A 24,845-nucleotide genomic window follows, 5' to 3' on the forward strand; every position below is an offset into this window, starting at 1 on the left:
CGGGTCTTTTATTTTTATACGGTGCCCCAGCGAATGTTCAGACCGTTATCGATCTTTATCGGCACGCGCTATACCCGCGCCAAGCGCCGCAATCGCTTTGTTTCGTTCATCTCGATGACTTCGATGATCGGGCTCGCCCTCGGCGTGCTGGCGATGATCGTGGTGCTGTCGGTGATGAACGGCTTCCAGCGCGAAATGAGCTCGCGCATCCTTGGCATGGTGCCGCACGCGACCATCGTTGGCGTCAAGCCGATCGATGACTGGCAGCCGGTCGCCGCCGCCGCGCTGAAAAATCCGGAAGTGACCGCCGCCGTGCCGTTCACCGAGATGGAAGGCATGCTGTCTTACAAGGGTTTGATGCAGCCGATCCAGATCAGCGGCGTCGACCCGGCCCAGGAAGGCAAGGTGTCGATTGTGGCCCAGCACATTGTGCAGGGACGTCTCGATGACCTGAAGCCGGGCGAGTTCGGTGTAGTGATCGGTGAAATCACCGCGCGGCGCTTCCGCCTCAACGTCGGCGACAAGATCACTCTGATCGTGCCGGAAGTCAGCACCGCACCGGGGGGCATTACCCCGCGCATGCAGCGCCTGAACGTGGTCGGTGTGTTCAAGGTCGGCGCCGAACTGGACGGTTCGATGGGCCTGATCCACGTGGCCGATGCCGCGACCATGCAGCACTGGCAGCCGAATCAGGTGCAGAGTGTGCGCCTTGCGGTGAAGGATCTGTACGCCGCGCCGAAAGTCTCCTCGGACATCGCCGCAGGCCTGGGCGATGAGTTCAAGGCTGACGACTGGACTCACACCCAGGGCAGCCTGTTCAGCGCGATGAAAATGGAAAAAACCATGATCGGCCTGCTGTTGCTGATGATCGTCGCGGTGGCGGCGTTCAATATCATCGCCACGCTGATCATGGTGGTGAACGACAAAGGCGCAGACATCGCGATCCTGCGCACCATCGGCGCCACGCCACGGCAGATCATGGCGATCTTCATGGTGCAGGGCACGGTGATCGGCATTGTCGGCACATTGATTGGTGGCGTGCTCGGCGTGATCGCGGCGCTGAACGTCAGCGAAATGGTTGGCTGGGTCGAGCGCGTTACCGGGCAGCACATCTTCAGTTCCGACGTGTACTTCGTCAGCAACCTGCCTTCGGAATTGCAGGGCGGGGATGTGCTGTTGATCTGCTCGGCGGGCTTTATTCTGAGCTTCCTGGCGACGGTGTACCCGGCGTTGCGGGCGGCGAAGATCGAGCCGGCGCATGCGCTGAGATATTCGTAAGCTCTATTACCGCTATCGCGAGCAGGCTCACTCCTACAGGGGAATGCATTTCAACTGTAGGAGTGAGCCTGCTCGCGAAGGGGCCGGAACTGTCGGCCTCAATCCTTCTTGGGCAACTCGATCACAAACCGCGTCCACCCCGCAGCCGATTCGCAATGAATCTGCCCACCATGGGCGCGGACGATCGATTGGGTAATCGCCAGCCCCAGCCCCGCATGTTCACTGCTGCCTTCCTGCCGCGCCGGATCTGCTCGATAAAACCGGTCAAACAGCCGTGGCAACAACTCTGCCGAAATGCCTTCGCCACTGTTCTCCACCGACACCTGCGCTATGTGCGGTTGATCGACGATGGACAGGCGCACGCTGCCTGACGCCGGGGTGAAGCGCAGCGCGTTATCCAGCAGATTCGACAAGGCCCGGCGCAGCATGCTGCGATCGCCTTCTATACGCGCATGACCTTCGCGGCTCAGTGTCACCCCGGCGTCCTCGGCCAGTGGCGCGAAAAACTCCAGCAACACATCGCTCTCATCTGCCAGTTCCAGTGCCTCACGCTTGGGCATCAGCAAACCGTGGTCAGCCTTGGCCAGATAAAGCATGTCGTTGACCAGTTGCGCCATCCATTGCAGTTCTTCGAGGTTGCTGTGCAGGGCTTCGCGGTAATCCTCGATTGGCCGTGGGCGGGTGAGGGTGACTTGGGTGTGGGTCAGCAGGTTCGACAGCGGTGTGCGCAGTTCATGGGCGATGTCGGCAGAGAACGCCGACAGCCGTTGAAACGAGTCATCGAGGCGTCCGAGCATGGCGTTGAAGCTGTGGGCCATTTCAGCAAGCTCTGGCGGCATTTGCGCTTCCGGCAGTCGGGCATTCAGTGATTGTGCGGAAATCCCACGGGCGACCGCACTCATACGGCGCAACGGACGCAAACCGCTGCGCGCGGCCCACGCGCCGAGCAGCGCGGTGGCCAGGGCCGACAAGCCGACGGTCAGCCAGATCAGATGCTGCATGCGCTGCAGGAAGTGCTGGTGATGGGTGATGTCCAGCAGCAGAGTGAGCTGTGGCGAGTCGGTTTTGTCAGGGTAGAGCGGGGCGTTGAGCACGCGGTAGTCGGCGCCGTCATGGCTGATGGTCGACAGGCCCGGCTGTTGCGGCAAGTCCTGCGGTAAATTGATCGAGCTGTCGTACCAGCGCTGGCCGTCACTGCCGGTAATACGCAGCGCCAGATCGGCCTGACGGCTCAGCTCATCCGCCAGCCGCGCCTCACGCTGAGCCGGTTGCACATCCTGCAAGGCTCGGCGCAAACCGATCAGCTTGCCGTCCAGCAATTGCTGATCGAGCTCAATGAAGTGCGCCTCGCTGGCGCGGCTGAACAGCACCCCGGCGAACAGCGAGACCACGGCGGTGCACGCGGCAAACAGCAGAGCCAGACGAGAACTCAGCGACAGGCGACGCATCAGGCTGGACGCTCTTCAAGCACGTAACCCATGCCGCGCACGGTGTGAATCAGTTTATTGGGGAAGTCATCGTCGATTTTCAGGCGCAGGCGACGGATCGCCACTTCGATCACGTTGGTGTCGCTGTCGAAGTTCATGTCCCAGACTTGCGAGGCAATCAGCGATTTCGGCAGCACTTCACCCTGGCGGCGCAGGAGCATTTCCAGCAAGGCGAACTCCTTGGCGGTCAGGTCGATGCGCTGACCACTGCGTTCGACCCGACGGCGAATCAGGTCCAGACGCAGGTCGGCCAGTTGCAGACTGGTTTCCTGGGGCAGGGCGCTGCCCCGGCGCAGCAGGCTGCGCACCCGGGCCAGCAGTTCGGAGAAGGCGAAGGGTTTGACCAGATAATCGTCGGCGCCGAGTTCGAGGCCGTGCACCCGGTCTTCCACGGCGTCCTTGGCGGTGAGAAACAGTACCGGCGTGTCGAGGCCGGCGTTGCGCACCGCCTGCAGAATCTGCCAGCCACTGCGCCCGGGCAGCATCACGTCGAGAATCAACAGCGCATAATCCCCGTTCAACGCCAGTTGCTGACCGCTGACGCCGTCGGCCACCAGTTCTGTGTTGAAGCCGGCCTCGGTCAGGCCCTGGCGCAGGTAGTGGCCGGTTTTCGGTTGGTCTTCGACGATCAGCAGTTTCATGGGCGACTCGGGTTGTAGGAACAAAAGCGTTATACCGTGGGAGCAGGCGACACGCGCCAACCTGACAAAGTTGTAATCTGCCTGTCAGGTAGCTGCCAGCGCAGGCGGGCTAGAGTTTCCCACAGGCTGAACCTTATCTTGTTGGAGTATGACTATGTTTTTGCGCAACCCTCTGGCCGTCGCCGCCTGTGTGCTGGCGCTGAGTTCACCTGTCTGGGCCGCACCCGCGCACAGCTATGATTTCGGCCAACCGGCACCAGCAGCCAAGGCTACTCGCAGCATTGAAGTTGTACTGAACGACATGTCGTTCGATCCCAAGGCGATTCAGGTCAAGGCCGGTGAGACGGTTCGCTTTGTGCTGGTGAATAAAGGCCAGTTGCTGCACGAATTCAACCTCGGTGACGCCGCGATGCATGACCAGCACCAGCAGGAAATGTTGCAGATGCAGCAAAGCGGCATGCTCACGCCTACCGGCATGAAAGAAATGTCCCACGACATGGCGGGCATGGATCACGGCAGCATGGGCCACGGCATGAAGCACGACGACCCCAACAGCGTGCTGGTCGAGCCGGGCAAGACCGCCGAGCTGACCTGGACCTTCAGCAAGGCCACCAGCCTGGAATTTGCCTGCAATATTCCCGGTCACTACCAGGCGGGCATGGTCGGCAAACTGACTGTCAGTCAGTAAGCACTCAAAGGCGGGCGCAAAGGCTGATAGAATCCGCTGATTCTTCAGTCAGGTTTCCGCCATGCATCCCGCAGCCGAACATTCGCCGCTGGGCAAATCCAGCGAATACATCGCCACGTACACGCCGTCCCTGCTGTTCCCGATTCCGCGCACCGCGAAATGGGCCGAGCTGGGCCTGACCGCCGAAACCCTGCCGTATAAAGGCGTGGATTTCTGGAATTGCTTCGAACTGTCGTGGTTGTTGCCATCGGGCAAGCCGGTGGTGGCGATCGGTGAATTCAGCATTCCGGCGGATTCGCCGAACATTATCGAATCGAAGTCGTTCAAGTTGTACCTGAACTCGCTGAATCAGACACCGTTTGCCGATATCGCCAGCCTGGAGGCGACGCTGGTCAAGGACCTGTCGGCCGCTGCCGGCAAACCGGTCGGCGTACGGGTACGCAGCCTGAAGGACGTCGAGGCCGAAGGCGTCGTGGCGTTGCCGGGCGTGTGCATCGACGATCTGGACATCAGCGTCAGCAACTATGAGCATCCGCGTCCGGAACTGCTGCGTTGCGATGATTCGAAGATTGTCGAAGAGAGCGTGCATAGCCATCTGCTCAAATCCAACTGCCCGGTGACCAGTCAGCCGGACTGGGGCAGCGTGGTGGTGGAATATCGTGGCGCGGCGCTGGATCACGCGAGTCTGCTGGAATACATCGTCAGTTTCCGCCAGCACTCGGACTTCCACGAGCAGTGTGTGGAGCGGATTTTCCTCGACCTGCAGCGTTTGCTGAAGCCGGAGAAGCTCACGGTGTTTGCGCGCTATGTGCGTCGCGGCGGGCTGGATATCAACCCGTATCGCAGCACTGAAGCGGTACAACTGCCGAACCACCGCCTGGTCCGTCAATAAACATCTGAATTGTGGGAGCGGGCTTGCTCGCGAAAGCGGTCTGTCAGTTGATGATGCATTGGCTGACAGACCGCTTTCGCGAGCAAGCCCGCTCCCACATTGGAATGTGTTTCAAATTGTGGAAATGAAAAAGCCCTGCCAGCGCTGGCAGGGCTTTTTGCATTTCAGGGGAGGGAAATCAGATCCCCATGCTACCCAACGCATTGACGATATTGCGCAGGGTGCCGGCAATGGCCGGGTGTTCGAGTTCAAAGCGGTCCACCGCCAGGTTCACGCCATCGGCGATGCTGGCATCCTGAGTGGCGCTCTCCAGTTTGATTTCCGATTCGATCTGCGCCATCAGCGCATGCAGATCTTCACGTTCGGCTTCGGACAGCGGAGGATTCTGCTCCAGTTGCTCGCGCAGGGTGTCGAGTTGTTTTTGCAGTTCTTGGGCGGGCATGGTGGGGTTCCTTTTATCAAGAGGCACTGGCATTGACCGCAGCCGCGCGCCAAAGGTCTATGGCTGACCTTTAGATTAATCCACTCTGCGGCAACCTGCATGATCCCGGTCAGGGCTTTTCGCCCTTGAGGCGGCGCAGGTTGATGTCGGCCAGGCAGGTGTCGAGTTCGCCCAGATGATCGATCACCGAATGCACGCCCAGCCCGAACAACTGCAGGGTTGCCTTACCGCGTCGTTGGTCGCGTTCGTTCTGGCTCAGCGCTTGCCACTCGCTCGGCGACAGGCCGCACAGTGAGCCGCAGGACGCCAGGCCGATGGTCCACAGCCCGGCGTTGAGGCCCGCTTGCAGCAACCGGGGCTCGCCGCTCACCAGCACGCAGCCATCCAGGCAGCTGACGTTCAAACCCATCAGCGCCTGCCAGCAGGCGTTCGGTGCGGGCCATGGATTGATTGTTGCTGAATATTGCGTCGGTTTGATCCACGCCGGCAGAGAGGCCGCCAAGGGGTGCGCGAGGGCAGGGGGCAGCTCGTCGATCCACGCACAGGGAATCTGCTGGCGCTGCAGGCTGAGCAGGCTGTCGAGAGCGCCGGGTGTGGCGTCGGCGTGCTCGGGCAGTACGCTGGCGTGTTGATGGGCACGGGCGCCGAAATCCACCAGACAGCCACTGAGTCCGAACAGCACGGCGGTCAGGCCGGGCGCGGCGACAGGCAAGACTTCAGCATGGGTCATGGCAACGTCCCTGAAATAGGCATGAGGCTAGGCGACGCCGGTGACAGTTGGATGACAGGTGTGTGAAGGCGCTCCCTGGAAACGTCCTGCATTACTCTTCACGGGTGGACTGCCCAAAACGGCTTTTGCGCTTATACTAGCGCTCTTAACGCCTGGGCCCGGGTGCCCGCGCCAGTAAAAATCCAAGGAGTTTTTCTATGCGCTGGAGCAATCCTCTCGCTCAGCTATGTGTATGTGCCAGCGTCCTGCTGGTTCCGTTCGCCGCCAACGCTGCAACGGAAGAAGACCCTTGGGAAAGCGTCAACCGCCCGATCTTCCAGTTCAACGACTTCGTTGACACCTACGCGCTCAAGCCGCTGGCGCAGGGTTATGAGTTCGTGACGCCGCAGTTCCTCGAAGACGGCATCCACAACATGTTCCGCAACGTCGGTGACGTCACCAACCTGGCGAACAACATTCTGCAGGCCAAACCGGCAGCAGCCGGTGTCGATACCGCGCGTATCATCTTCAACACCACCTTCGGCCTGCTGGGCTTCTTCGATGTCGGTACCAAAATGGGCCTGAATCGCAGTGACGAAGACTTCGGTCAGACCCTCGGTTACTGGGGCGTCAGCAGCGGCCCTTACGTGATGCTGCCGTTGCTCGGCCCGAGCACCCTGCGTGATGCACCGTCCAAGTACGTCGACAGCTACACCGGTCCGTACCGCTACATCAACGACGTGCCTGTCCGTAACTCGGTGTTCGGCCTGAACATCGTCGACACCCGCGCCAGCCTGCTGTCGAGCGAGAAGCTGATCAGCGGCGACAAATACACCTTCATCCGCAACGCCTACCTGCAGAACCGCGAGTTCAAGGTCAAGGATGGTCACGTCGAAGACGATTTTTAATCTCGACCGATGACAGGAAGGCGGCCCGCGAGGCCGCCTTTTTTGTGTGCGCTTATTTCATCTTCAGAATGCTCAGGCCGAGCTTCTGGCCATCGCCGTCCTGGGCCTTGACCCAGACCACTTCGGTCTCCGCTTCCAGCCCGCTCAGCGCCGCATGCTCGGAATCGATGCGCACGCTCAAACGGTCACCAACCGCGAACTGGCGCGGCGCTTCGACCTGCATGCCACTGCTAGAGAGGTCGATGCACACGCCGGCGATCTCATCGCCTTCATGGATCAACACCACATCGGCGTCGACCCGCATGCGGATGAAATCGCGCTTTTCGCTGTAGTCCCGACCGGTTTGACTCATGGCTTCGACCTTCCATTGGGTTACGGTTTGAGCTGTTCTTATAACTCTCGGTGATTTGACAAGTAAAGTCGTCAAGCGACCATCGGCGCATGCTTGAAACGCCCCGCGGATGGGAGTACCGTCTGCGCCTTAGAAGGGCACCTCTGGTGCAATCGCGTTCCGGCTCAGTGCTCGAAAGCGGTGCAGCAGAGAGGCTAGAAAGCGAATCCAGTAGTCTGAGCCGGGCCGATGCCCCGCCTGCTACGCCAACCTAATTCTGGCGCCGTTTGCCCACATGCCAAAAACCAGTGCCACGCTGCTGATAATCGATGATGACGAAGTAGTGCGCGCGAGCCTCGCGGCCTATTTGGAAGACAGTGGTTTCAGCGTCCTGCAGGCCAGCAACGGCCAACAGGGTCTTCAGGTATTCGAGCAAGACAAGCCCGACTTGGTCATCTGCGATCTGCGCATGCCGCAGATGGGTGGTCTCGAACTCATCCGTCAGGTCACCGAGCGCTCACCGCAAACGCCGATGATCGTCGTTTCGGGTGCCGGCGTGATGAACGATGCGGTCGAGGCGCTGCGCCTGGGTGCGGCGGACTACCTGATCAAGCCTCTCGAAGACCTGGCCGTGCTCGAGCATTCGGTGCGTCGCGCGCTGGATCGTGCGCGCCTGCTGCTGGAGAACCAGCGCTACCGCGAGAAGCTGGAGAAGGCCAACCGCGAGCTCGAAGCCAGCCTGAACCTGCTCCAGGAAGACCAGAACGCCGGTCGTCAGGTGCAGATGAACATGCTGCCGGAAAGCCCGTGGCGCATCGACGAGTTCCAGTTTGCCCACCAGATCATCCCGTCGCTGTACCTGTCGGGTGATTTTGTCGACTACTTCCGTGTCGACGAGCGTCGGGTGGCGTTCTACCTGGCCGACGTATCGGGCCATGGCGCCTCGTCAGCGTTCGTCACGGTGCTGCTGAAGTTCATGACCACGCGCCTGCTGTTCGAGTCCAAGCGCAACGGCACGTTGCCGGAATTCAAGCCTTCGGAAGTCCTTGGTCATATCAACCGGGGGCTGATCAGTTGTAAGCTGGGCAAACACGTCACAATGGTCGGTGGAGTCATCGACGAGGAGACCGGTTTGTTGACCTATAGCATCGGCGGCCATCTGCCGTTGCCTGTGTTGTACACGCCTGACAGTGTTCGTTACCTCGAAGGCCGCGGTTTGCCGGTGGGCCTGTTCAATGAGGCCACCTACGAAGATCACGTGCTTGAGCTGCCTCCGACGTTCAGCCTGACGCTGATGTCCGACGGCATTCTGGATCTGTTGCCAGAACCGACGCTCAAGGAAAAAGAAGCCGCTTTGCCCCAACGGGTGAAGTCGGCGGGCGGCAGCCTGGATGGTCTGCGGCAAGTGTTTGGATTGGCCACGCTAGGGGAGATGCCGGATGATATCGCCCTGTTGGTGTTGAGCAGGAACCTTCAATGAGTACCGGTAGAATCCAGTTCGCCGAGCAGGACGGCACCTTCGTCCTGAAGTTCGTCGGTGAAGTTCGCCTGACCCTGTGTTCGGCGTTGGATGCGACTATTGAGAAAATCTTCACCGCGTTGAATTTCAACGCGATCGTGATCGATTTGACCGAAACCCGCAGCATCGACAGCACCACCCTCGGCCTGCTGGCCAAACTGTCGATCCTGTCGCGGCAAAAGGTCGGCCTGCTGCCGACCGTCGTCACCACCCACGAAGACATCACCCGGCTGCTGCAGTCGATGGGCTTCGAGCAGGTGTTCAACATCGTCAACCACCCGGTGCCGTGCCCCGAGTGCCTGGATGACCTGCCGGATCAGGACCAGTCCGAAGAAGTGGTGCGGATCAAGGTGCTCGAAGCGCACAAGATCCTCATGGGCCTGAACGACTCCAATCGTGAAGCCTTCCATGATCTGGTGAATGCCCTCGAACGGCATTGATGGCCTGAAATGTGGGTAGGGCCTGCTGGCCCTATCGCGAGCAGGCTCACTCCTACAGGGTTTCTCATTCGACGCATAATCTTGAGTAATCCACAGATCCACTGTAGGAGTGAGCCTGCTCGCGATAGCTCTCGCCAAAACACTAATAATCCAGCAGGCACAAAAAAGGGCGAACCCAACCGGGTTCGCCCTTTTTGCATTTCAGCGACTCAGATCACAGCTTGGCCTGCAGCAGCGCCTCAAGCTTCTCCTGGTCACGGGCAAACTGACGGATGCCCTCAGCCAGTTTCTCGGTGGCCATCGCGTCTTCGTTGGACAACCAGCGGAATTGCGCTTCGTTGAGGCTCAGGCGCGCTTCGCCGGCGTGGCCCGGGGCGAGTTTGCGCTCCAGTTTGCCAGTGTCTGCCGCGAGCTTGTCGATCAGGTCCGGGCTGATGGTCAGGCGATCGCAGCCGGCCAGTTGTTCGATCTGGCTCAGGTTGCGGAAGCTGGCACCCATGACCACGGTCTTGTAGTCATTGGCCTTGTAGTAATTGTAGATGCGGGTCACCGACTGCACGCCCGGATCATCGGCGCCGGTGTAGTCGTTGCCGTTAGCCTTTTTGTACCAGTCGTAGATGCGGCCCACGAACGGCGAGATCAGGAACACCCCGGCGTCAGCGCAAGCGGCGGCCTGAGCGAAGGAAAACAGCAGGGTCAGGTTGGTCTGGATGCCTTCCTTCTCGAGGATCTCCGCAGCGCGGATGCCTTCCCAGGTCGAAGCGATCTTGATCAGCACGCGGTCACGGCCGATGCCGGCCTTGTCGTATAGCTCGATCAGGCGATGCGCACGCTTGAGCACGGCGTCCTGGTCGAACGACAGGCGCGCATCCACTTCGGTGGAAATGCGGCCCGGAATCACTTTGAGGATTTCCTGGCCCACGGCGACGCCGAAACGGTCGCTGGCCAGACCCACGTCGCCCTTGCAGTCGCTGACGCAGGCGTTCAGCAGCTCGGCGTAGGCGGGGATGGCGGCTGCCTTGAGCAGCAGGGAAGGGTTGGTGGTGGCGTCGACCGGCTTGACCCGGGCGATCGCTTCGAAGTCGCCGGTGTCGGCAACTACGGTGGTCATCTGTTTGAGTTGTTCCAGCTTGGAAGTCATGGGTGTGCTCTGTCCTGTGGGTTTGACGACATTACCCGAGCGTTGACAGCCACTCAAGGGCATCAAGGCGCAACGGGTTCCCCGGGGGCAACAACCTGAGAACGGCTGTTTGAACGGTGGGGCGCGGTATCGATGAATACGATGCCAAAATCGGCCGCAGGTTCAAAGCAACTGACGGCCAGCGCCCCTTGAGCACATTGATGGAGGTTATTGCTGGCTCAGCTGGGTTTTGACCGCAGTTTCTGCCGGTTTCGGCTGGCCATCGGACGTCAACAGACCGAAATTCTTCTCGCGGTCATTGCTGCCGGTGTCGCTGTTTTTCCACTCGTAAATCGAGGTCAGGGCAATGTTGCGGGTTTTGATATCGGCCACGAATGCACTGATTTTACTGGCTTGGCCTTCAGTTCCGCCGTTGGAGGGAAGCGCCGAGATGCCCCATTCGCTGATCACCCCCGGCAGATGGAAGTTCTGCTGGATAAACGCCTGGGCGTTGCTGATCTGCGTGCCGCTCATGCCGTAGGGATGGTAGGAGACCGCGTTGAGGCATTTGGGGTATTCGCTGACGACTCGGTTGAGTGCCACAGTGGACGCCGAGCCGGCGGTGGGCGGCCGGGCGAAGCCAAAACCGATCACCGGGACTGTCTGGGGTTTGTCTTGCAGGGTCTTGCACGCTGCGCTCATGAACGGCACGAAGGTCGTGTCGAAATTGCCGGTCGGCCAGTAAGTGCCGAGGTCCGGCTCATTCCATAGCTCGATCGCCACCAGTTGTGAGCCATAGGTCGCTGCCAGGCTGGTCAGCGCGTTGGCATACGCGACCCCCGCGTTCGCCAGATCATTGGCCTGTAACGGCTTGGTCGCGCGCAGGGTCATCAGCACCGGAAGACCAGCAGCGCGGGCCACGGCGAAGGCATCGCTGATCTGCTTCTGGTAGGCCGCGCTGGGCAGGCTGTCAGTCCATACGCCAAAACGCACGAAACTGAAGCCGGTGGCTTTGACGCGCTCGGCGTCGGCAGCGGAAAAGGTCTGGACTTTGACCTGAACCCCGATGGTTTTATTGGCGGGCAATGCCGGGAACAGTTCATTGGCCTGGCTCTGGCCGGTTGCCGCCAGCAGTAACAGGGTCAGGGCGCTCAGGGGTTTGAGATGGGCTGATTTCATGTCGGTTCTCCGGGTGAGAAGTGACAACGGCGAAAAGGTATCTCGAGATAACTGTTTCGAAACTGACAATGGCACTAAGTGCGCCGATGTTATTTTTTGTCAGGAAAACCAGACCTGAAAATCACAGTTATTTTTAGTCCGTTAATTGTGTTTTGGCGGCTTTTGACCCTGTGGTACTTAATACGCTGGTACTAACAGGGCGAATCTATTTCTGAGTGCAGAATGATCTAGTGGGTTCATTAAGATCCGCTCTAGATGTTGGCAGAATGATATTACACAGGAATGTAAACCTTGTTCAAAAAGATCCTCGTCGTGTGCGTTGGCAATATTTGCCGAAGTCCGACAGCAGAACTTCTGCTGCGTAACGCGCTGACCCCCTCAACCATTTCGGTGACGTCCGCAGGTCTCTCTGCGCGGGTCGGCGAAGGCATGGAAGCCTCGGCGCGCCAGGTGCTGGAAGACCACGGGCACAGCGCCGAGGGTTTCCAGGCCCGGCAATTGACCGCCGATATCGTCAATGAATCAGACCTGATTCTGGTGATGGAAAAACAACATGTGAATCAGGTGCTGAAGATTGCCTCGCACGCCCGAGGCAAAGTATTTCTTCTTGGCAAGTGGCAGAGCGAACGAGAAATACAGGATCCGTATCGTCAAGGTAAGGCCGCTTTTATTCATGCCCATGCATTGATTGAAGATGCTGTTAGCTCGTGGGCGCAGCGCCTCGGACATTGATGAATATTCTTCAGATCAGTGAATGGTAAGAAACACTTATGCAGTTACCGTCAGTAATCGCCAACCGTGATAACGATCAAGACAGTATTGATCTTCTCGGCATATTCGGCAGTTTGATCGATCAGAAATGGTTGATCAGTGCATTCACCGGTGCGTTCATGGCCGCCGGCGTTGCCTATGCGGTATTGGCGACGCCGGTGTACCTGGCGAACGCGCTGGTGCAGGTCGAACCGAAAAAGAACGACATGCTCGGCTTTTCCGACCTCAGCAGCATGCTCGGCGGGCAATCGCCGTCGGTGACCGAAATCGGCATCATCAAGTCTCGCGCGGTGATCGGCAAAACTGTCGACGACCTGCGCCTGGACATCGACGTCACCCCCAACACCTTCCCGGTGGTCGGCGGTTTTCTCGCCCGGCGTTATCGCGGCGAAACCGAGTTCAGCGTGGCGCCGCCGCGTTTTGGCTTCAACAGCTACGCTTGGGGCGGCGAGCGTCTGGAGTTCACTCGACTCAATCTGCCCAAAGAGTTGTTGGGCAAGAAGCTCACCCTGGTGGCTGGCGAACAACAGCACTTTCAGTTGCTCGATGACAACGACAACCTGCTGGTCGAGGGCGTCGCCGGCGAAGCCTTCGCCCAGGACGGCGTCGAAGGTTTGATCGAGCGCCTGCAAGCCAACCCGGGCACTCGCTTTGAAGTGGTGCGCAATCCACGGATCGTGACCATTCAGGGTTACCAGGATGCGCTGGATATCTCCGAGCAAGGTAAAGAGTCGGGGATTATCCGTTTGGCGCTGGCCAGCGCCGATGCGGCCGAGGCGGTGAAGATCCTCAACAAGATCGCCGCGCTCTACGTCGATCAGAACGTGCGCCGCACCTCGGCGGAAGCGGCGCAGAGCCTGGCGTTCCTGCAAAGCCAGTTGCCGCAGGTCAAGCGTGATCTGGCCAAGGCCAGCGATGCGCTCAACGCGTATCAGACCCACGGCAAGACCGTGAATATTTCCCTGGAAACGCAATCGGTGCTTGGTCAGTCCGTGGCGCTGGAAACGCGGATTTCCGAGCTGAAAATGCAGCAGGCGGAAATGGATCGCAAGTTCACCAAACAGCATCCGGCGTATCGCGCCTTGATGTCGCAGATCGGTGAGTTGACCCAGCAGCAGAAGTCGCTGGAAGGCAAGGTCGGTGATCTGCCGGCCACGCAGCAGGAGCTGCTCAACCTGACCCGGGATGTGGAAGTGGCTTCGCAGATCTACACGCAGTTGCTGAACAAGTCCCAGGAACTGGACATCGTCCGCGCCGGGGCGGTGGGCAACGTGCGTTTGATCGACCCGGCGGATGTTGACCTGAGCAGCCCGGTCAAACCGAAAAAAGCCCTGATCGTGCTGATCGCAACGTTCCTCGGCGCCTTTCTCGGCGTAGCCCTGGTGCTGTTGCGCAAATCGTTGAGCAAGGGTCTGGAAGGGCCGGAAGCCATCGAACAGCTCGGGCTGCCGGTGTACGCGTCCATTCCCTACAGCGCCTTGCAGCGTGACGAGGACACGAAAAAAGGCCGAGCCAAAATCACCGCCGAGACGCCGGCCTATCTGCTGGCCCTGCGCAACCCGACCGACCTGTCCATCGAGTCGATCCGCAGCCTGCGCACCTGCCTGCATTTCGCCGCGCTGGATTCGACCAACAACCGCATCATGATCTCCGGCCCCAGCCCGCAGGTCGGCAAGACCTTCGTCTCGTCCAACCTCGCGGCGGTCATGGCGCAAAGCGGTCAGCGCGTGCTGCTGATCGACGCTGATATGCGCAAGGGCCACCTGCACAAGACGCTGAATGTGCCGATCGCCAATGGTCTGTCGGATCTGCTGGTCAAGCGCTGCAGCATCGAGCAGGCGATCAACACGGTGGAAATCGACAACCTGCACTTCATCAGCCGTGGCCAGGTTCCACCGAACCCCTCCGAGCTGCTGATGCACGCCAACTTCCGCGATTTGCTCGCCGAGCTGAGTCAGCGCTACGACGTGGTGATCATCGATACGCCGCCACTGCTGGCGGTGACGGACGCGGCGATTGTCGGGCGTGAAGCCGGGATCAGCCTGATCGTCACGCGGTTTGCGGTAAACCCGGCCAAGGAAATTGAAGCGACCATTCGCCGCTTCGCGCAGAACGGCATCGAGCTCAAGGGCGCGGTGTTCAACGGCGTCGAGAAGCGCGCTGCCAGCTACTACGGCAATGGCAGCTATGGCTATTACAACTACGAATACGCGTCGGACAAATCCTGAAATCAGGGGCGTTCCAACAGGCATGAAAGTGGGTGGGTTGTGAAGAAAATACTGCACGTGGCTGAAACGATAAAAGGTGGGGTCGCCACCGTTATCCGCACCATCTCGGCGTCGCCCGAAGGCCAGGATTCGAATTACGAGCTGGTCTATCTGGTGCCGCTCGACCAGAAACAAGAGCTGCACGGCATTGATGCACAGCAGATTCGCACGTTCGAACGCAGCGGGCGTGATGTGCGTTCGCTGCTGCGTTTTGCCTGGCAACTGACCCGGGTGATGCTCAAGGAAAAACCCGATGTGGTGCATTTGCACAGCACCTTTTCCGGGGTAATCGGCCGCGTGGTCTGTGTGCTTCTGCGACCGTGGCGCAAGCCGAAAATCGTCTACTGCCCGCACGCCTTTTCGTTCCTGATGGAAAGCTCGCCGACCAAGCAGAAGATCTACGCATGGATCGAGCGGGTCCTGCAGCGGGTCACCGACGTGATCATCTGCGTCAGCCGCTACGAGATGGACAAGGCTGCGCGGTTCGGCATTCAGCGCTCGCGCATGAAGCTGATCTACAACGGCATCCACCAGCGCGACGAGGCGCCGAAGGCCGAGAGCCCCGCGCCGATTCATCTGCTGTTCGTCGGTCGTCTCGATTACCAGAAAGGTTTCGACGTGCTGCTCAAGGCCTTCGCCAAGGTGCAGCGAAGTGATCTGAAACTGACGGTGGTCGGCAGTGCGGTCAACGAGGACACGGTCGAGTGCCCCGAGATGGACGCGGTCGAGTACCTGCCGTGGGTCACGCCGGCCGAAGTGCAGGCGCTGTATCAACAGGCCGACGCGCTGATCGTTCCGAGCCGCTGGGAAGGTTTTGCCATGGTGCCGCTGGAAGGCATGGCCATGGGCTTGCCGGTGATCGCCAGCAACTGCACGTCACTGCCCGAACTGGTCACCCATGAAGTGTCCGGCTACGTCTTTCCCACCGGTGATCATCAGGCGCTGGCCGACGTGCTGGCGCGAATCCAGAAGCCGCGGTTGCTCGACCTCGGCAGCGAAGGCCGGAACATCGTGCGCGAGCGCTTCAGTGCCGCGCTGATGATCCGCCAGACCTACGACGTGTATTGCGCTCCCACTTATTAAGTAGAACTCAAGCTTATGAACGTAACGATTTTGCATGGCTACAGTGCCTCCAACTCCGGTGACGGCCTGCTCGTCGATCTGGCCATCGCGTTGGTGCAGCGCAACTTTGGCGAAGACACCGCGATCAATGTCGTGGCCTCCGACCCGCAGTCTTTCGCCTACCTGCCGCACCCGCGTTTCGATGCGCCGGTGATGGCGGCCAAGGGCCTGGGGCGGGTCAAGCAGGCGGTGTTTCTCAATCAGTCGTATGCCGGGCTGGCGGATCTGCTGCGCAAGACCGATCTGATCGTCGGCGTCGGTGGCGGCTACATGCGCTCCAAAAGCGCCTTCGAACACATCAAGCTGAAACTCGGCCACGCCAAGCAACTGGAAACGGCGATCCTCAGCAAAGTGCCGTCGGTGTACCTGCCGCAAAGCATCGGTCCGTTCCATGGCGAGAGCCGCCAGATCGTCGATCACTACGCCAGCGCTGACGCGGTGTTCGTGCGCGATAACCGCTCCTCGGCAATGTTCGATGCCTGTGAAAACGTCTACCGCGCGCCGGATCTGGCGGTGCAGTCGTTGGCCAGCAAGATTCTTCAGCAGCCGAAGTTCACCCGCTGTGCCGCGTCGCCGGCCACTGTGTGCGTGGTGCTGCGCAAGCCGCCGGAGTGGAGCAAGGACAAGAAGGTCGCCTACGTCGCCAACCTGAAGTTGCTGCTGCAGCGCCTGAAGAACAAAAGCAAAGTGGTCTGCGCGGTGCAGAGCGCCGTTCGCGGCAACGATGACGGTGCGTTCTATCGCGAACTGGGCATCACCGAGGACCTGCTGTCGTTGAAGGCGACGATTGCCAAATATCAGCCGGACCTGGTGATCTCGGTGCGTCTGCACGGCGCCATCGAGTCGCTGCTGTCCGGTGTCCCGGCGTACCACATCAGCTATGAGCGCAAAGGCTTTGGCGCCTATCAGGACATGGGCGTGGAAGACTGGGTGATCAACGGTGGCGACATCAATGTCGACCAGATCATCGACACCGTGTATGCGCCGAATGCCCTGTCGAACTTCGGCAAGCGCCTGACCGACACTTGCCGCGAAATCGAAGCCAAGACGGTGATGATGGACGAGATCATCAAAGGCGTCGTTCGATGATATTTCGCTTGCTGCTGCGCGGCGGAGCCTTGGGCGCGAAGTTTCTGCTGGTGTTGGCCATCACCCATTACCTGGGCTACGAAGCGCTGGGGTTTTATGGCGTGGTGGTCGCGGCGTCGCTGATCGCTTCGAAGTTCTACAGCGTTGGTTTCAGTTCCGAGATCAATCGGTTGATCAGCGTTGGCGGCAGCTCGCGGCGGGTGGTCGACAAAGTCCTGTTGCTGTACCTGGCAGTGGGGCTGCTGCTGTCGCTGCTGACGGTGGGGATTTACTCGCTGTTCCAGCAGGTCGAGGCGAGCACCGCGTTGATTCTTTGCGTGACGCTGGTGCTGCTCACCGAACACCTGTCGTTCGAGATCAACTCGTTCGTGTTTTCTGCGCAGAAAGCTACCGCGGGCGCGCTGCTGTTCTTCATCAAGACCGGTCTCTGGGCGTTGCTGGCGGTGGGCGGGATGATGCTCGACTGGGTCTCCGGCATTGCCAGTGTGCTGTGGCTGTGGGTGGCCGCCAACGTGTTGGTGATCGTCGCTGGTTACCTGATCGTGGTGAACGTGCACAAGGGCCGGGTCAGCGAAGCACTGACAACCGCGACCGTGTGGAAAGCCGGGTTGCCGTTTTATTTCGGCACGGGGTTGATCGCCTTGAGTCAGTCCGTCGAGCGCTTCCTGATTGCCGATCTCGAGCCCTACGCCAGCTTGGGTAAATATGTGTACGCGTGGTCTGCGGCGAACACTTTGCAGGCGCTGTCCTACGCGGTGGTGGCGGTGGTGGGGATTCCGGTGCTGGCCAAGCGGTTTCAGGCGGATCAGCAGGCGTTCACGGTCACCCATTTGTTCGTCAACAAATGGGTGATGCGCTCGCTGCTGGTGTCGGCGGCGGTGGCGGTGCTGATCTATCTGTTCTTCAACGTGGTGCTCGATTACGTCGCCAGCAGCGTGCCGCGTCCGGATAACGCGATCCTCGGTGTACTGATTTTTTCCTTTGCCCTGCGGGCCATCGGCGACATCGTCTGGGGCGGTCTGATCGCTTCGAAAAACAGTCGAGTGTCATTCGCCAGCGCGGCGATTTGCTTGCTGGTGTCGGTGCCGGTCAGCTATCTGCTGATCAAGCATTATTCGATTTATGGCGCGGCGTGGGGCAATGTCTTCGCGATTATCGTGCAGCTCGGGGTGATCGCCGTATTGACTCGGGCGACCCGTGCCAAAGGGGCGCTGGCATGGGGTTGAAGTTGCCGTGCATCGAGTTTCGCGGCCGCAAACTCGATTCTTCGCTGTCGTTCCTGATTCTGTTCACCGGGCTGTTTCTGTCGGTGGCGATGCCGCTGCTGATCCCGCGCGCTCCGGGCCCGGATGCCATGACCTTGTGGTCGTCCTACGCCCGCGCCGACAACTGCAATTTCTGGAACCCGTTCTCGCCTGATCGCTCCTCCTATGAGTGTTCGGCGTTCCTGCTGCGGCCCACCGGGATCAACCTGACCAACGCCTGGGCCTACGGAATGTTCTGCAACTTCTTCCTGACGGCGATTCCGGTGGTGGTGTTCCGGCGCATGCCGCTGGCGATCTTCGGCACCCTGTGTCTGTGGGGGATTGTGCGTTCGTTCTTTCTGGAAAACCTGACCAAGGAAATCATCGTTTCGGTGGCGGTGCTGAGCATTTTGTTCAGCTCGCTGACGCGTAAATATCGTGGCGGATTTTTTCTGTCGGCGGTGATCTACGGCGTGCTGATCCGGCCTTACTGGATTCTGTTTTCGCTGTCGTGGGTCGGCGTTTGCGTGATGAAGAAGTACGTGTCGCGCTTCACTTTCTTCCTGATGTTGTTCCTGTTTTATCTGGCGGTGGCCATGGCGATTCAGCTGGCGCTGGGGTTCCCCGTGTCGTCGATTCGCGCCAGCAACAACGAGTTGCGTACGGCGGGGGAGGAGGGCTCGAAATCGCTGATCGTCTCGTGGCTCAGCGGCAGTGACTTCGTCTCGCAGGCATTGGACTCGATGATCATTTTTTTCCGCCTGTCGTTCCCGGTGGAGCTGATTCTGTTGTCCGGGCCGGGCCAGGTGATCTTTGTGGCGCTGATGATCATGACCGCGCTGCTGCTGTTCAAAGTCATCACTTCCACCGACTACAAAGGCGCACCGATCGAGACCAAACCCAAGGAACTGATCGCGATTCCGCTGGCGTTCCTGCTGGTGCAGGGTTTGTTCGAGCCGGACTTCGGTTCCTTCGCCCGGCACTTTTCCATGGTGGTGCCGGTGTTGTTTGTCGGCCTGGGTTTGATGTTGCGCGCCAACAAACCGGTGCGGGTTGAATCAAGAGTTCTGAATTGAGGCAGGTGCTGTATGTCGAGCAAGAAAAAATCGCTGGAGATCGAAACCCTGCGTGGCCTGGCGTGCCTGCTGCTGGTGCTCTATCACGTCATTGGCCCGTTGGGCGGAGGCCTGAAGATCGATATCGGCTCGCCGTTCCGGGTGATTGCCGACTCGATGGTGTACGTGCGCATGCCGCTGTTCACCTTCATTTCCGGCTACATCTATTCGATCTACAAAATTCGCGGCAATGACTTTTCCGCATTCTTCAGCGGCAAGGTGCGGCGGCTGATCGTGCCGCTGTTTTGCGTCGGTGTGCCGTTTTCGGTGTTGCAGGCGGTGGGTCCCGGGGTGAACAAGGACGTCGGCGTGATCGATGCCTTGTTGTCGTTCTGGGTGCCGGTCAATCACTTCTGGTTCTTGCAGGCGGTGTTCATCATTTTCATGTTCGTCGGCCTGCTGGAATGGCGCGGGCTGCTGCGCTCGATGACGCGCTTGTACCTGCTGTTCGGGTTCGCTGCGGCGGTGTTTCTGCTGCCACCGTTCAAGCTCGATGCGTTCGGCATCAATGGCGCGATTTACCTGCTGCCGTTTTTTGTGGCGGGGATGATCGGTCAGGAAAATGTCGAGGCGTTGAAGCAACGGTTCAAGGTGATCGGGCCGCTGGTGTTTGTGTTGATTTCGTTGACGCTGCTGTACGTGGCGGCGATTGATCGTGAGTTGATCGTCGACCGCCGCAGCCTGATCGGTCTGACCGTGGGGTGTGTGTCCTGCATTGCTTTGCTGTCGAGTGACATGCGCTCGAAGTGGCTGACCTGGCTGGGCGGCTACTCTTACGCGATCTTTCTGTTCCATGTGCTGTTCGCGGCGACTTCGCGGTTTGTCATGGGGCGGCTGGGGGTGAAAGACGAAAGCATTCTGGTGCTCAGCGGACTGCTGTTTGGTCTGTTGGGGCCGGTGGTGCTGTCGATGATTTTCAGCCGCTTCAATGTCACTTCGGTGCTGTTTCTCGGGGAACGTGCGGCGAAGAAAAAACCGCTGGCGAGCGTTACCCCGGTGGTGCAGACCAATAGCTGAAAAGCTTCGCGAGCAAGCCCGCTCCCACAGGGATTGTGTGAGTTGCCGAGATCCAATGTGGGAGCGGGCTTGCTCGCGAAGGGGCCATTCCAGACTGAAGGAAATAATGCATGTTGGCAGTAAATGACGCTCAGCCCGTCGCAGCGTCGGTGGTGGAAGTAGGCGATGCCCGCGAGCGCTTTGCGCAGTGGCGCGAAGGCAAGGCCGGGAAGGTCTTGTCGGTCTCGGTGATCGGCGACAGCTACAGCGCCGGGCAGGATTTCTACCTGAACAAACTGGTACAGCGCGTGGCCGGCGAAGTCGGTTTTGCCGGCCCCGGTTACGTCGGTTTCAACCACGGCGCCGCGCTGGGCGGCACGCATTTCAAATACACCCGCAGCGGCGAAAAATACTTCGGTGGTGGCTGGCAAGTGTCCGGCCTCGGCCAAGCCAGCCCCGACAGCCGCACGGTGACCGGCAAGCCCGGTGCCTGGTTGCAAATCGATGCCAGCCCGACACCGGCCATCGACACCCAAGTCACCCAGGCGAAATTGCTCTATCTGGGCAACGGCGAAGCCAGTGAGCTGCGCTACCGTTGGACACCCTCGGAAGACTGGCAGCCATTGACGCTCAAGGGTTCGGGCGTTCAGGAAGTACCGCTTACAGGTCTCTCTTCAGCGTCAGACTGGTCATTCAAACTGGAAGTGGTGAAGGGCGCACCGACCTTGTTTGGCCTGTGGCTGAGCAACGATCAGCACGGCGTGCGGGTTTCAAAACTGGCGGCCTCGGGCGCGGCATCCGCGGATTTCTATCACCAGAACCCGCAATGGCAGGTGCAGTGGAAAGCCGCCGTGTCGAAGATCCCCGCCGACGTTTACCTGATCATGCTCGGCGGCAACGATCAGGGCTTCGGGGTCAAACCCGAACAATACCTGCACAACGTTCAGGGCCTGGTGGCGATGATCCGCGAGATCCAACCGGCGGCGAGCATCAACCTGATCATGCGTCAGGACACCACGCGTTCCAGCACCTATCCGATGTCGGCGTATGCACAGGTCTTGCAGCCGTGGGCGCACGAGCAGCAGCTGGGTTTTGCCAATCTGCAATGCGCGTTCGACCCTGACGTCAAACGCTATGCGGCGGCGATGATCGGCCCGGACAAGATTCATCCGCAGCCGGCCACGGGCGGGAAAGTGATTGCCGATTACTTCTATCGCTGGATCGTCAGTGGCATCAACGCGGACAGTTGCGACCCAACGAAACCCCTGTAGGAGCTGCCGAAGGCTGCGATCTTTTGATCTTGAAAAAGAAATCAAAAGATCGCAGCGTGCCGCAGCTCCTACAGGGGCGTGTTTTATTTGAAGTTATCTATCTGGCTCAGGAGCTCAGCCGTTTTCTGCGGCATCAGTTGCGTGGCACACCGCGTCTCGACATTGATGATGATCGCCGGCTCGTTGCAGCACAGGCGTACGCGGAAGCGCCAGTCGCTGAAGATCACCTTCAGGCCATCACGATCGTCCATTTCCAGCGCCTGCTCGGCATACCGTTGTTTCAGATGGGCGAGCAGGGGATAGGGATCCGCCAGCGTGCGGCGAATGTCGCCGGACGAGGGAAACATGCCGATGCGTTCCACCAGCAAAATACTGCCCAGCCATGACTCGTTGGCGCTGGGCAACGGCTGATGGTGTGACAGCCAGCTGACCACCCCGAGGTTGCCCACCTCCCGTTCAATCTCTGCTGCATGCTGTGCCATGTTCATGGGTTGCCTCCTGAAAAGAGAAGTGGGCGGGGACCGTCTCAGCGGCCCTTGAGGTAGACGTTGTCGTAGCAGAAGTTGGTTGCCTGCAGGTAACCCTCGGCGTCGCCGCAGTCAAAGCGCAGGCCCTTGAACTTGTAGGCCAGCACGCAACCGTTCTGCGCCTGTTTCATCAGCGCGTCGGTGATCTGGATCTCGCCGCCCTTGCCCGGTTGGGTGTCGGCGATCAGGTCGAAGATGTCCGGGGTGAGGATGTAGCGGCCGATGATCGCCAGGTTCGACGGCGCGTCCTGCGGCGCCGGTTTTTCCACCATGTTATTGACCCGGTAGATGCCCTCGGAAATCAGCTCGCCGGCGATCACCCCGTACTTGTGGGTCTGGTCGGCCGGGACTTCCTGGATGGCGACGATCGAGCAGTGGAATTTCTTGTACAGCTGGATCATCTGCGACAGCACGCCGTCACCTTCCAGGTTCAGGCACAGGTCATCGGCCAGCACCACGGCGAAAGGTTCATCGCCGATCAACGGACGGCCGCTGAGAATCGCGTGACCGAGGCCCTTCATTTCCACCTGACGGGTATAGGAAAAGGTGCAGGTGTCGATCAGCTCGCGGGTGCCAGCGAGGAATTTCTCTTTCTCGGTGCCGCGGATCTGGTGTTCGAGTTCGTAGCTGATATCGAAGTGGTCTTCCAGCGCACGCTTGCCCCGACCGGTGACGATGGCCATGTGTTGCAGGCCGGCGTCCCGTGCTTCTTCAACGGCGTATTCGATCAACGGCTTGTTGACGATCGGCAGCATCTCTTTCGGCATGGCTTTGGTCGCCGGCAAGAAACGCGTGCCGTAACCGGCAGCGGGGAACAAACATTTACGAATCATAAAAGTATCCTGGACAGTCATGGAACACAGGCAACGGATGCGCGCACTTATCAAAGCGCACAAGTTTCAATGATTATTGAACGAGTACTTTAATACCTGAGTCAGGTTGTTAATGGCAATTAGCGCAGGGGGTAAAACATGACAATGTTATGAGATGTCGGTAATAACGTTATTAGTTATTTTTAGTCGGTATCTGTTGATAGTGATGAGTGTACTTGGGGTGCTAATAAGTACCGGGCAATACAGTTTGACCTGCAAAAATATTTATTGCCAGTGGTTGAACTAATTTTGTTTAAGGCTGTTGTCGTCCTTATTTGTGTGGTGCGCCACAGAATCAATAAAAGGGACTTGACAGGCTACTTGTCACTTATCCAATGACGGACCGCGCTATGAAGATTCTGGTAACGGGTGGCGCCGGCTATATCGGCTCGCACACCACACTTGCGCTGCTTGAAGCAGGTTATGAAGTTGTTGTACTGGATAATCTTTGCAACAGCAGCGATGCGGCATTGCACGCGATAGAAGGTATTTGCGGCAAAAGCGCGTTGATGATTCGCGGTGATGTCTGCGATCGAGCGTTGCTCGACCGGATTTTCCGCGAGCATGCGATCGATGCGGTGCTGCATTTTGCCGGGCTCAAGGCCGTCGGCGAGAGCGTGCGCAAGCCGCTGGATTACTACGAGAACAACGTCGGCGGCAGCATCACCTTGTGTCAGGCGATGGCCGCAGCCGGGGTGTTCCGATTGGTGTTCAGCTCGTCGGCCACGGTGTACGGCGAACCTGAGCAGATGCCGATCCGCGAGGATTTCCCCACCGGTATTCCGACCAATCCTTATGGTCAATCCAAGCTGATCGTCGAGAACGTGCTGCGCGACCTGAGTCAGGCCGAGCCGCGCTGGAGCATCGCCTTGCTGCGTTACTTCAACCCGATCGGCGCGCATCACAGCGGGCATATGGGCGAAGACCCCAGCGGCATCCCCAACAACCTGCTGCCTTACATCAGCCAGGTCGCGGTCGGCAGCCTGCAGGAGTTGTCGATCTTCGGCGACGATTACCCGACGATCGACGGCACCGGGGTACGCGATTACATCCACGTCGTCGACCTCGCCGATGGCCATCTCAAAGCTCTGCAATCGATTGCCGACCGCCCGGGTATTCATACCTGGAACCTCGGTACCGGCGACGGCTACAGCGTGATGCAAGTGCTGCATGCCTTCGAACAAGCCAGCGGACGACCCGTGCCGTACCGGGTGATGCCGCGGCGCAGCGGGGACATTGCCGAGAGCTGGGCCGACGCTTCCAAAGCCGCAAAAGAGCTTGGCTGGAAAGCCACGCGCAGTTTGCAGGACATGGTCACCGATACCTGGCGCTGGCAATCGAATCATCCGCGCGGTTATCTCGAATGATGTCGTTCTAATACTGAATGTTAGTTTCGGTCAGCTGTTAGATATCGTCGGGAAAATACGCTGGAAATGCCTTTTGCAAGTCCGTAGATATAAACCTGCCGTTCGACTTTTATCAGTTGGGTAAGACTGTGAAAGAACGACGGATCTTGTTCGCGCTTTTTGCGGGCTTGAACGCTACCACCGCTAACAAAGACCGGTTTTTAACAGGTCGAATGTTAGAAAGGAGTTGATATGAAAAAAGTGATGGCGATTGCCCTGTTGACGATGTTGAGCAACTGGGCGTCCGCTGCTGAAGCGCCGCTAACTGCGGTGACCAATGTATCTGGCAGTGTGGCGGCTTCTACAGCGCCTGCTGCCAGTACTGCAATGGTTGCCAGTGCAGTCGCGGCGTCCAACAGCGGCGGAAGTGCCAACGGCGGTACCACTGGCACCACCGGTACTACCGGCACCACCGGCACGCACAACTAACAGGAACATTTGTTAGTGCAGTACAGGGTCGCCCGACGCAAGTCGGGTGACTTTATTTTTAGATTCGCCCTTGAATAGCGTAGTGCCATTATGACTCGTAGT

General features: G+C 59.3%; 25 protein-coding genes. 16 read left to right on the forward strand and 9 right to left on the reverse strand.

The annotated features are described in order from the left end of the window. Positions 1–33 precede the first annotated feature (33 nt). Positions 34–1,278 (forward strand): lipoprotein-releasing ABC transporter permease subunit, encoded by a 1,245-nt coding sequence (locus KCG87_RS26465; protein WP_134786950.1) that lies wholly within the window; start codon positions 34–36, stop codon positions 1,276–1,278. 98 nt (positions 1,279–1,376) lie between these two features. Here the strand turns inward: KCG87_RS26465 and KCG87_RS26470 are convergent, their stop codons facing one another. Together KCG87_RS26470 and KCG87_RS26475 are read right to left on the reverse strand one after the other, a co-directional pair. Further along, positions 1,377–2,726, reverse strand: coding sequence for a heavy metal sensor histidine kinase (locus tag KCG87_RS26470; protein ID WP_210559153.1), 1,350 nt, complete (start codon positions 2,724–2,726; stop codon positions 1,377–1,379). After that, the gene (locus KCG87_RS26475) at positions 2,726–3,406 is read right to left on the reverse strand and encodes a heavy metal response regulator transcription factor (RefSeq protein WP_134786948.1); all 681 of its coding nucleotides are present in this window, start codon (positions 3,404–3,406) and stop codon (positions 2,726–2,728) included. The genes KCG87_RS26470 and KCG87_RS26475 overlap by 1 nt, the downstream gene beginning before the upstream one ends. Positions 3,407–3,560: 154 nt before the next feature. Between KCG87_RS26475 and KCG87_RS26480 the strand changes: the two genes are divergently transcribed. Together KCG87_RS26480 and queF are read left to right on the forward strand one after the other, a co-directional pair. Beyond that, positions 3,561–4,094: a cupredoxin family protein gene (locus tag KCG87_RS26480; RefSeq protein WP_210559154.1), complete on the forward strand. Its 534-nt coding sequence runs from the start codon at positions 3,561–3,563 to the stop codon at positions 4,092–4,094. Positions 4,095–4,155: 61 nt separating this feature from the next. Next, a complete protein-coding gene (gene queF, locus KCG87_RS26485; RefSeq protein ID WP_098964791.1) occupies positions 4,156–4,986 on the forward strand; it encodes an NADPH-dependent 7-cyano-7-deazaguanine reductase QueF in 831 nt (276 codons plus the stop codon). A 178-nt stretch (positions 4,987–5,164) separates the two neighbouring features. Here the strand turns inward: queF and KCG87_RS26490 are convergent, their stop codons facing one another. Together KCG87_RS26490 and KCG87_RS26495 are read right to left on the reverse strand one after the other, a co-directional pair. Next, on the reverse strand, positions 5,165–5,428 hold the full coding sequence (locus KCG87_RS26490; RefSeq protein ID WP_083368391.1) for a DUF4404 family protein: 264 nt from the start codon (positions 5,426–5,428) through the stop codon (positions 5,165–5,167). 109 nt (positions 5,429–5,537) lie between these two features. After that, complete coding sequence (locus KCG87_RS26495) at positions 5,538–6,158, reverse strand: HAD family phosphatase (protein ID WP_134786946.1); 621 nt, start codon at positions 6,156–6,158, stop codon at positions 5,538–5,540. A gap of 197 nt (positions 6,159–6,355) precedes the next feature. On the opposite strand from KCG87_RS26495, the gene KCG87_RS26500 reads away from it, so the two are divergent. Then, positions 6,356–7,045 (forward strand): VacJ family lipoprotein, encoded by a 690-nt coding sequence (locus KCG87_RS26500; protein ID WP_098964788.1) that lies wholly within the window; start codon positions 6,356–6,358, stop codon positions 7,043–7,045. Positions 7,046–7,097: 52 nt separating this feature from the next. On the opposite strand, the gene KCG87_RS26505 is transcribed toward KCG87_RS26500, so the two are convergent. After that, entirely contained in the window at positions 7,098–7,397 is a 300-nt protein-coding gene (locus KCG87_RS26505) for a PilZ domain-containing protein (RefSeq protein ID WP_210559155.1), read from the reverse strand. A 274-nt stretch (positions 7,398–7,671) separates the two neighbouring features. On the opposite strand from KCG87_RS26505, the gene rssB reads away from it, so the two are divergent. Together rssB and rssC are read left to right on the forward strand one after the other, a co-directional pair. Next, on the forward strand, positions 7,672–8,856 hold the full coding sequence (rssB, locus tag KCG87_RS26510) for a two-component system response regulator RssB (RefSeq protein ID WP_041074010.1): 1,185 nt from the start codon (positions 7,672–7,674) through the stop codon (positions 8,854–8,856). Continuing rightward, a complete protein-coding gene (rssC, locus tag KCG87_RS26515; RefSeq protein ID WP_003226553.1) occupies positions 8,853–9,335 on the forward strand; it encodes an anti-sigma factor antagonist RssC in 483 nt (160 codons plus the stop codon). Before rssB ends, rssC begins: the two co-directional genes overlap by 4 nt. Before the next feature lie 214 nt (positions 9,336–9,549). Here the strand turns inward: rssC and tal are convergent, their stop codons facing one another. Together tal and KCG87_RS26525 are read right to left on the reverse strand one after the other, a co-directional pair. Continuing rightward, a complete protein-coding gene (gene tal / locus KCG87_RS26520; protein WP_027611470.1) occupies positions 9,550–10,476 on the reverse strand; it encodes a transaldolase in 927 nt (308 codons plus the stop codon). 207 nt (positions 10,477–10,683) lie between these two features. Beyond that, positions 10,684–11,634, reverse strand: coding sequence for a glycosyl hydrolase family 5 (locus KCG87_RS26525; RefSeq protein WP_210559156.1), 951 nt, complete (start codon positions 11,632–11,634; stop codon positions 10,684–10,686). Between the two features lie 291 nt (positions 11,635–11,925). On the opposite strand from KCG87_RS26525, the gene KCG87_RS26530 reads away from it, so the two are divergent. The 8 genes from KCG87_RS26530 (at position 11,926) to KCG87_RS26565 (ending at position 21,509) form a co-directional block, all read left to right on the forward strand. Next, on the forward strand, positions 11,926–12,366 hold the full coding sequence (locus KCG87_RS26530; RefSeq protein WP_027611472.1) for a low molecular weight protein-tyrosine-phosphatase: 441 nt from the start codon (positions 11,926–11,928) through the stop codon (positions 12,364–12,366). A gap of 38 nt (positions 12,367–12,404) precedes the next feature. After that, complete coding sequence (locus KCG87_RS26535) at positions 12,405–14,633, forward strand: polysaccharide biosynthesis tyrosine autokinase (RefSeq protein WP_210559157.1); 2,229 nt, start codon at positions 12,405–12,407, stop codon at positions 14,631–14,633. 39 nt (positions 14,634–14,672) lie between these two features. Further along, entirely contained in the window at positions 14,673–15,755 is a 1,083-nt protein-coding gene (locus tag KCG87_RS26540) for a glycosyltransferase (protein WP_027611474.1), read from the forward strand. A gap of 15 nt (positions 15,756–15,770) precedes the next feature. Then, positions 15,771–16,883, forward strand: coding sequence for a polysaccharide pyruvyl transferase family protein (locus KCG87_RS26545; protein ID WP_135296234.1), 1,113 nt, complete (start codon positions 15,771–15,773; stop codon positions 16,881–16,883). Then, positions 16,880–18,109, forward strand: coding sequence for a polysaccharide biosynthesis C-terminal domain-containing protein (locus tag KCG87_RS26550; protein ID WP_135296233.1), 1,230 nt, complete (start codon positions 16,880–16,882; stop codon positions 18,107–18,109). The genes KCG87_RS26545 and KCG87_RS26550 overlap by 4 nt, the downstream gene beginning before the upstream one ends. Continuing rightward, entirely contained in the window at positions 18,100–19,203 is a 1,104-nt protein-coding gene (locus tag KCG87_RS26555; RefSeq protein ID WP_003226536.1) for a hypothetical protein, read from the forward strand. The genes KCG87_RS26550 and KCG87_RS26555 overlap by 10 nt, the downstream gene beginning before the upstream one ends. A 12-nt stretch (positions 19,204–19,215) precedes the next feature. Beyond that, positions 19,216–20,259, forward strand: a complete 1,044-nt coding sequence (locus KCG87_RS26560) for an acyltransferase (protein ID WP_210559158.1) — start codon at positions 19,216–19,218, stop codon at positions 20,257–20,259. Between the two features lie 110 nt (positions 20,260–20,369). Continuing rightward, the gene (locus KCG87_RS26565) at positions 20,370–21,509 is read left to right on the forward strand and encodes an SGNH/GDSL hydrolase family protein (protein ID WP_210559159.1); all 1,140 of its coding nucleotides are present in this window, start codon (positions 20,370–20,372) and stop codon (positions 21,507–21,509) included. Positions 21,510–21,592: 83 nt separating this feature from the next. Here KCG87_RS26565 and KCG87_RS26570 read toward each other — a convergent pair whose 3' ends face one another. Continuing rightward, the gene (locus KCG87_RS26570; protein ID WP_098964773.1) at positions 21,593–21,997 is read right to left on the reverse strand and encodes a mannose-1-phosphate guanylyltransferase; all 405 of its coding nucleotides are present in this window, start codon (positions 21,995–21,997) and stop codon (positions 21,593–21,595) included. 38 nt (positions 21,998–22,035) lie between these two features. Beyond that, positions 22,036–22,869, reverse strand: a complete 834-nt coding sequence (gene galU, locus KCG87_RS26575) for a UTP--glucose-1-phosphate uridylyltransferase GalU (protein WP_210559160.1) — start codon at positions 22,867–22,869, stop codon at positions 22,036–22,038. 389 nt (positions 22,870–23,258) lie between these two features. Here galU and galE point away from each other — a divergent pair, with 389 nt between their 5' ends. Continuing rightward, positions 23,259–24,275, forward strand: a complete 1,017-nt coding sequence (gene galE, locus KCG87_RS26580; RefSeq protein WP_210559161.1) for a UDP-glucose 4-epimerase GalE — start codon at positions 23,259–23,261, stop codon at positions 24,273–24,275. A 231-nt stretch (positions 24,276–24,506) separates the two neighbouring features. After that, entirely contained in the window at positions 24,507–24,743 is a 237-nt protein-coding gene (locus KCG87_RS26585) for a hypothetical protein (RefSeq protein WP_003226528.1), read from the forward strand. Positions 24,744–24,845 lie beyond the last annotated feature (102 nt).

Source organism: Pseudomonas sp. MWU347, from assembly GCF_017947305.1.
In the GTDB taxonomy this organism is placed as follows: Bacteria; Pseudomonadota; Gammaproteobacteria; order Pseudomonadales; family Pseudomonadaceae; genus Aquipseudomonas; species Aquipseudomonas putida_A.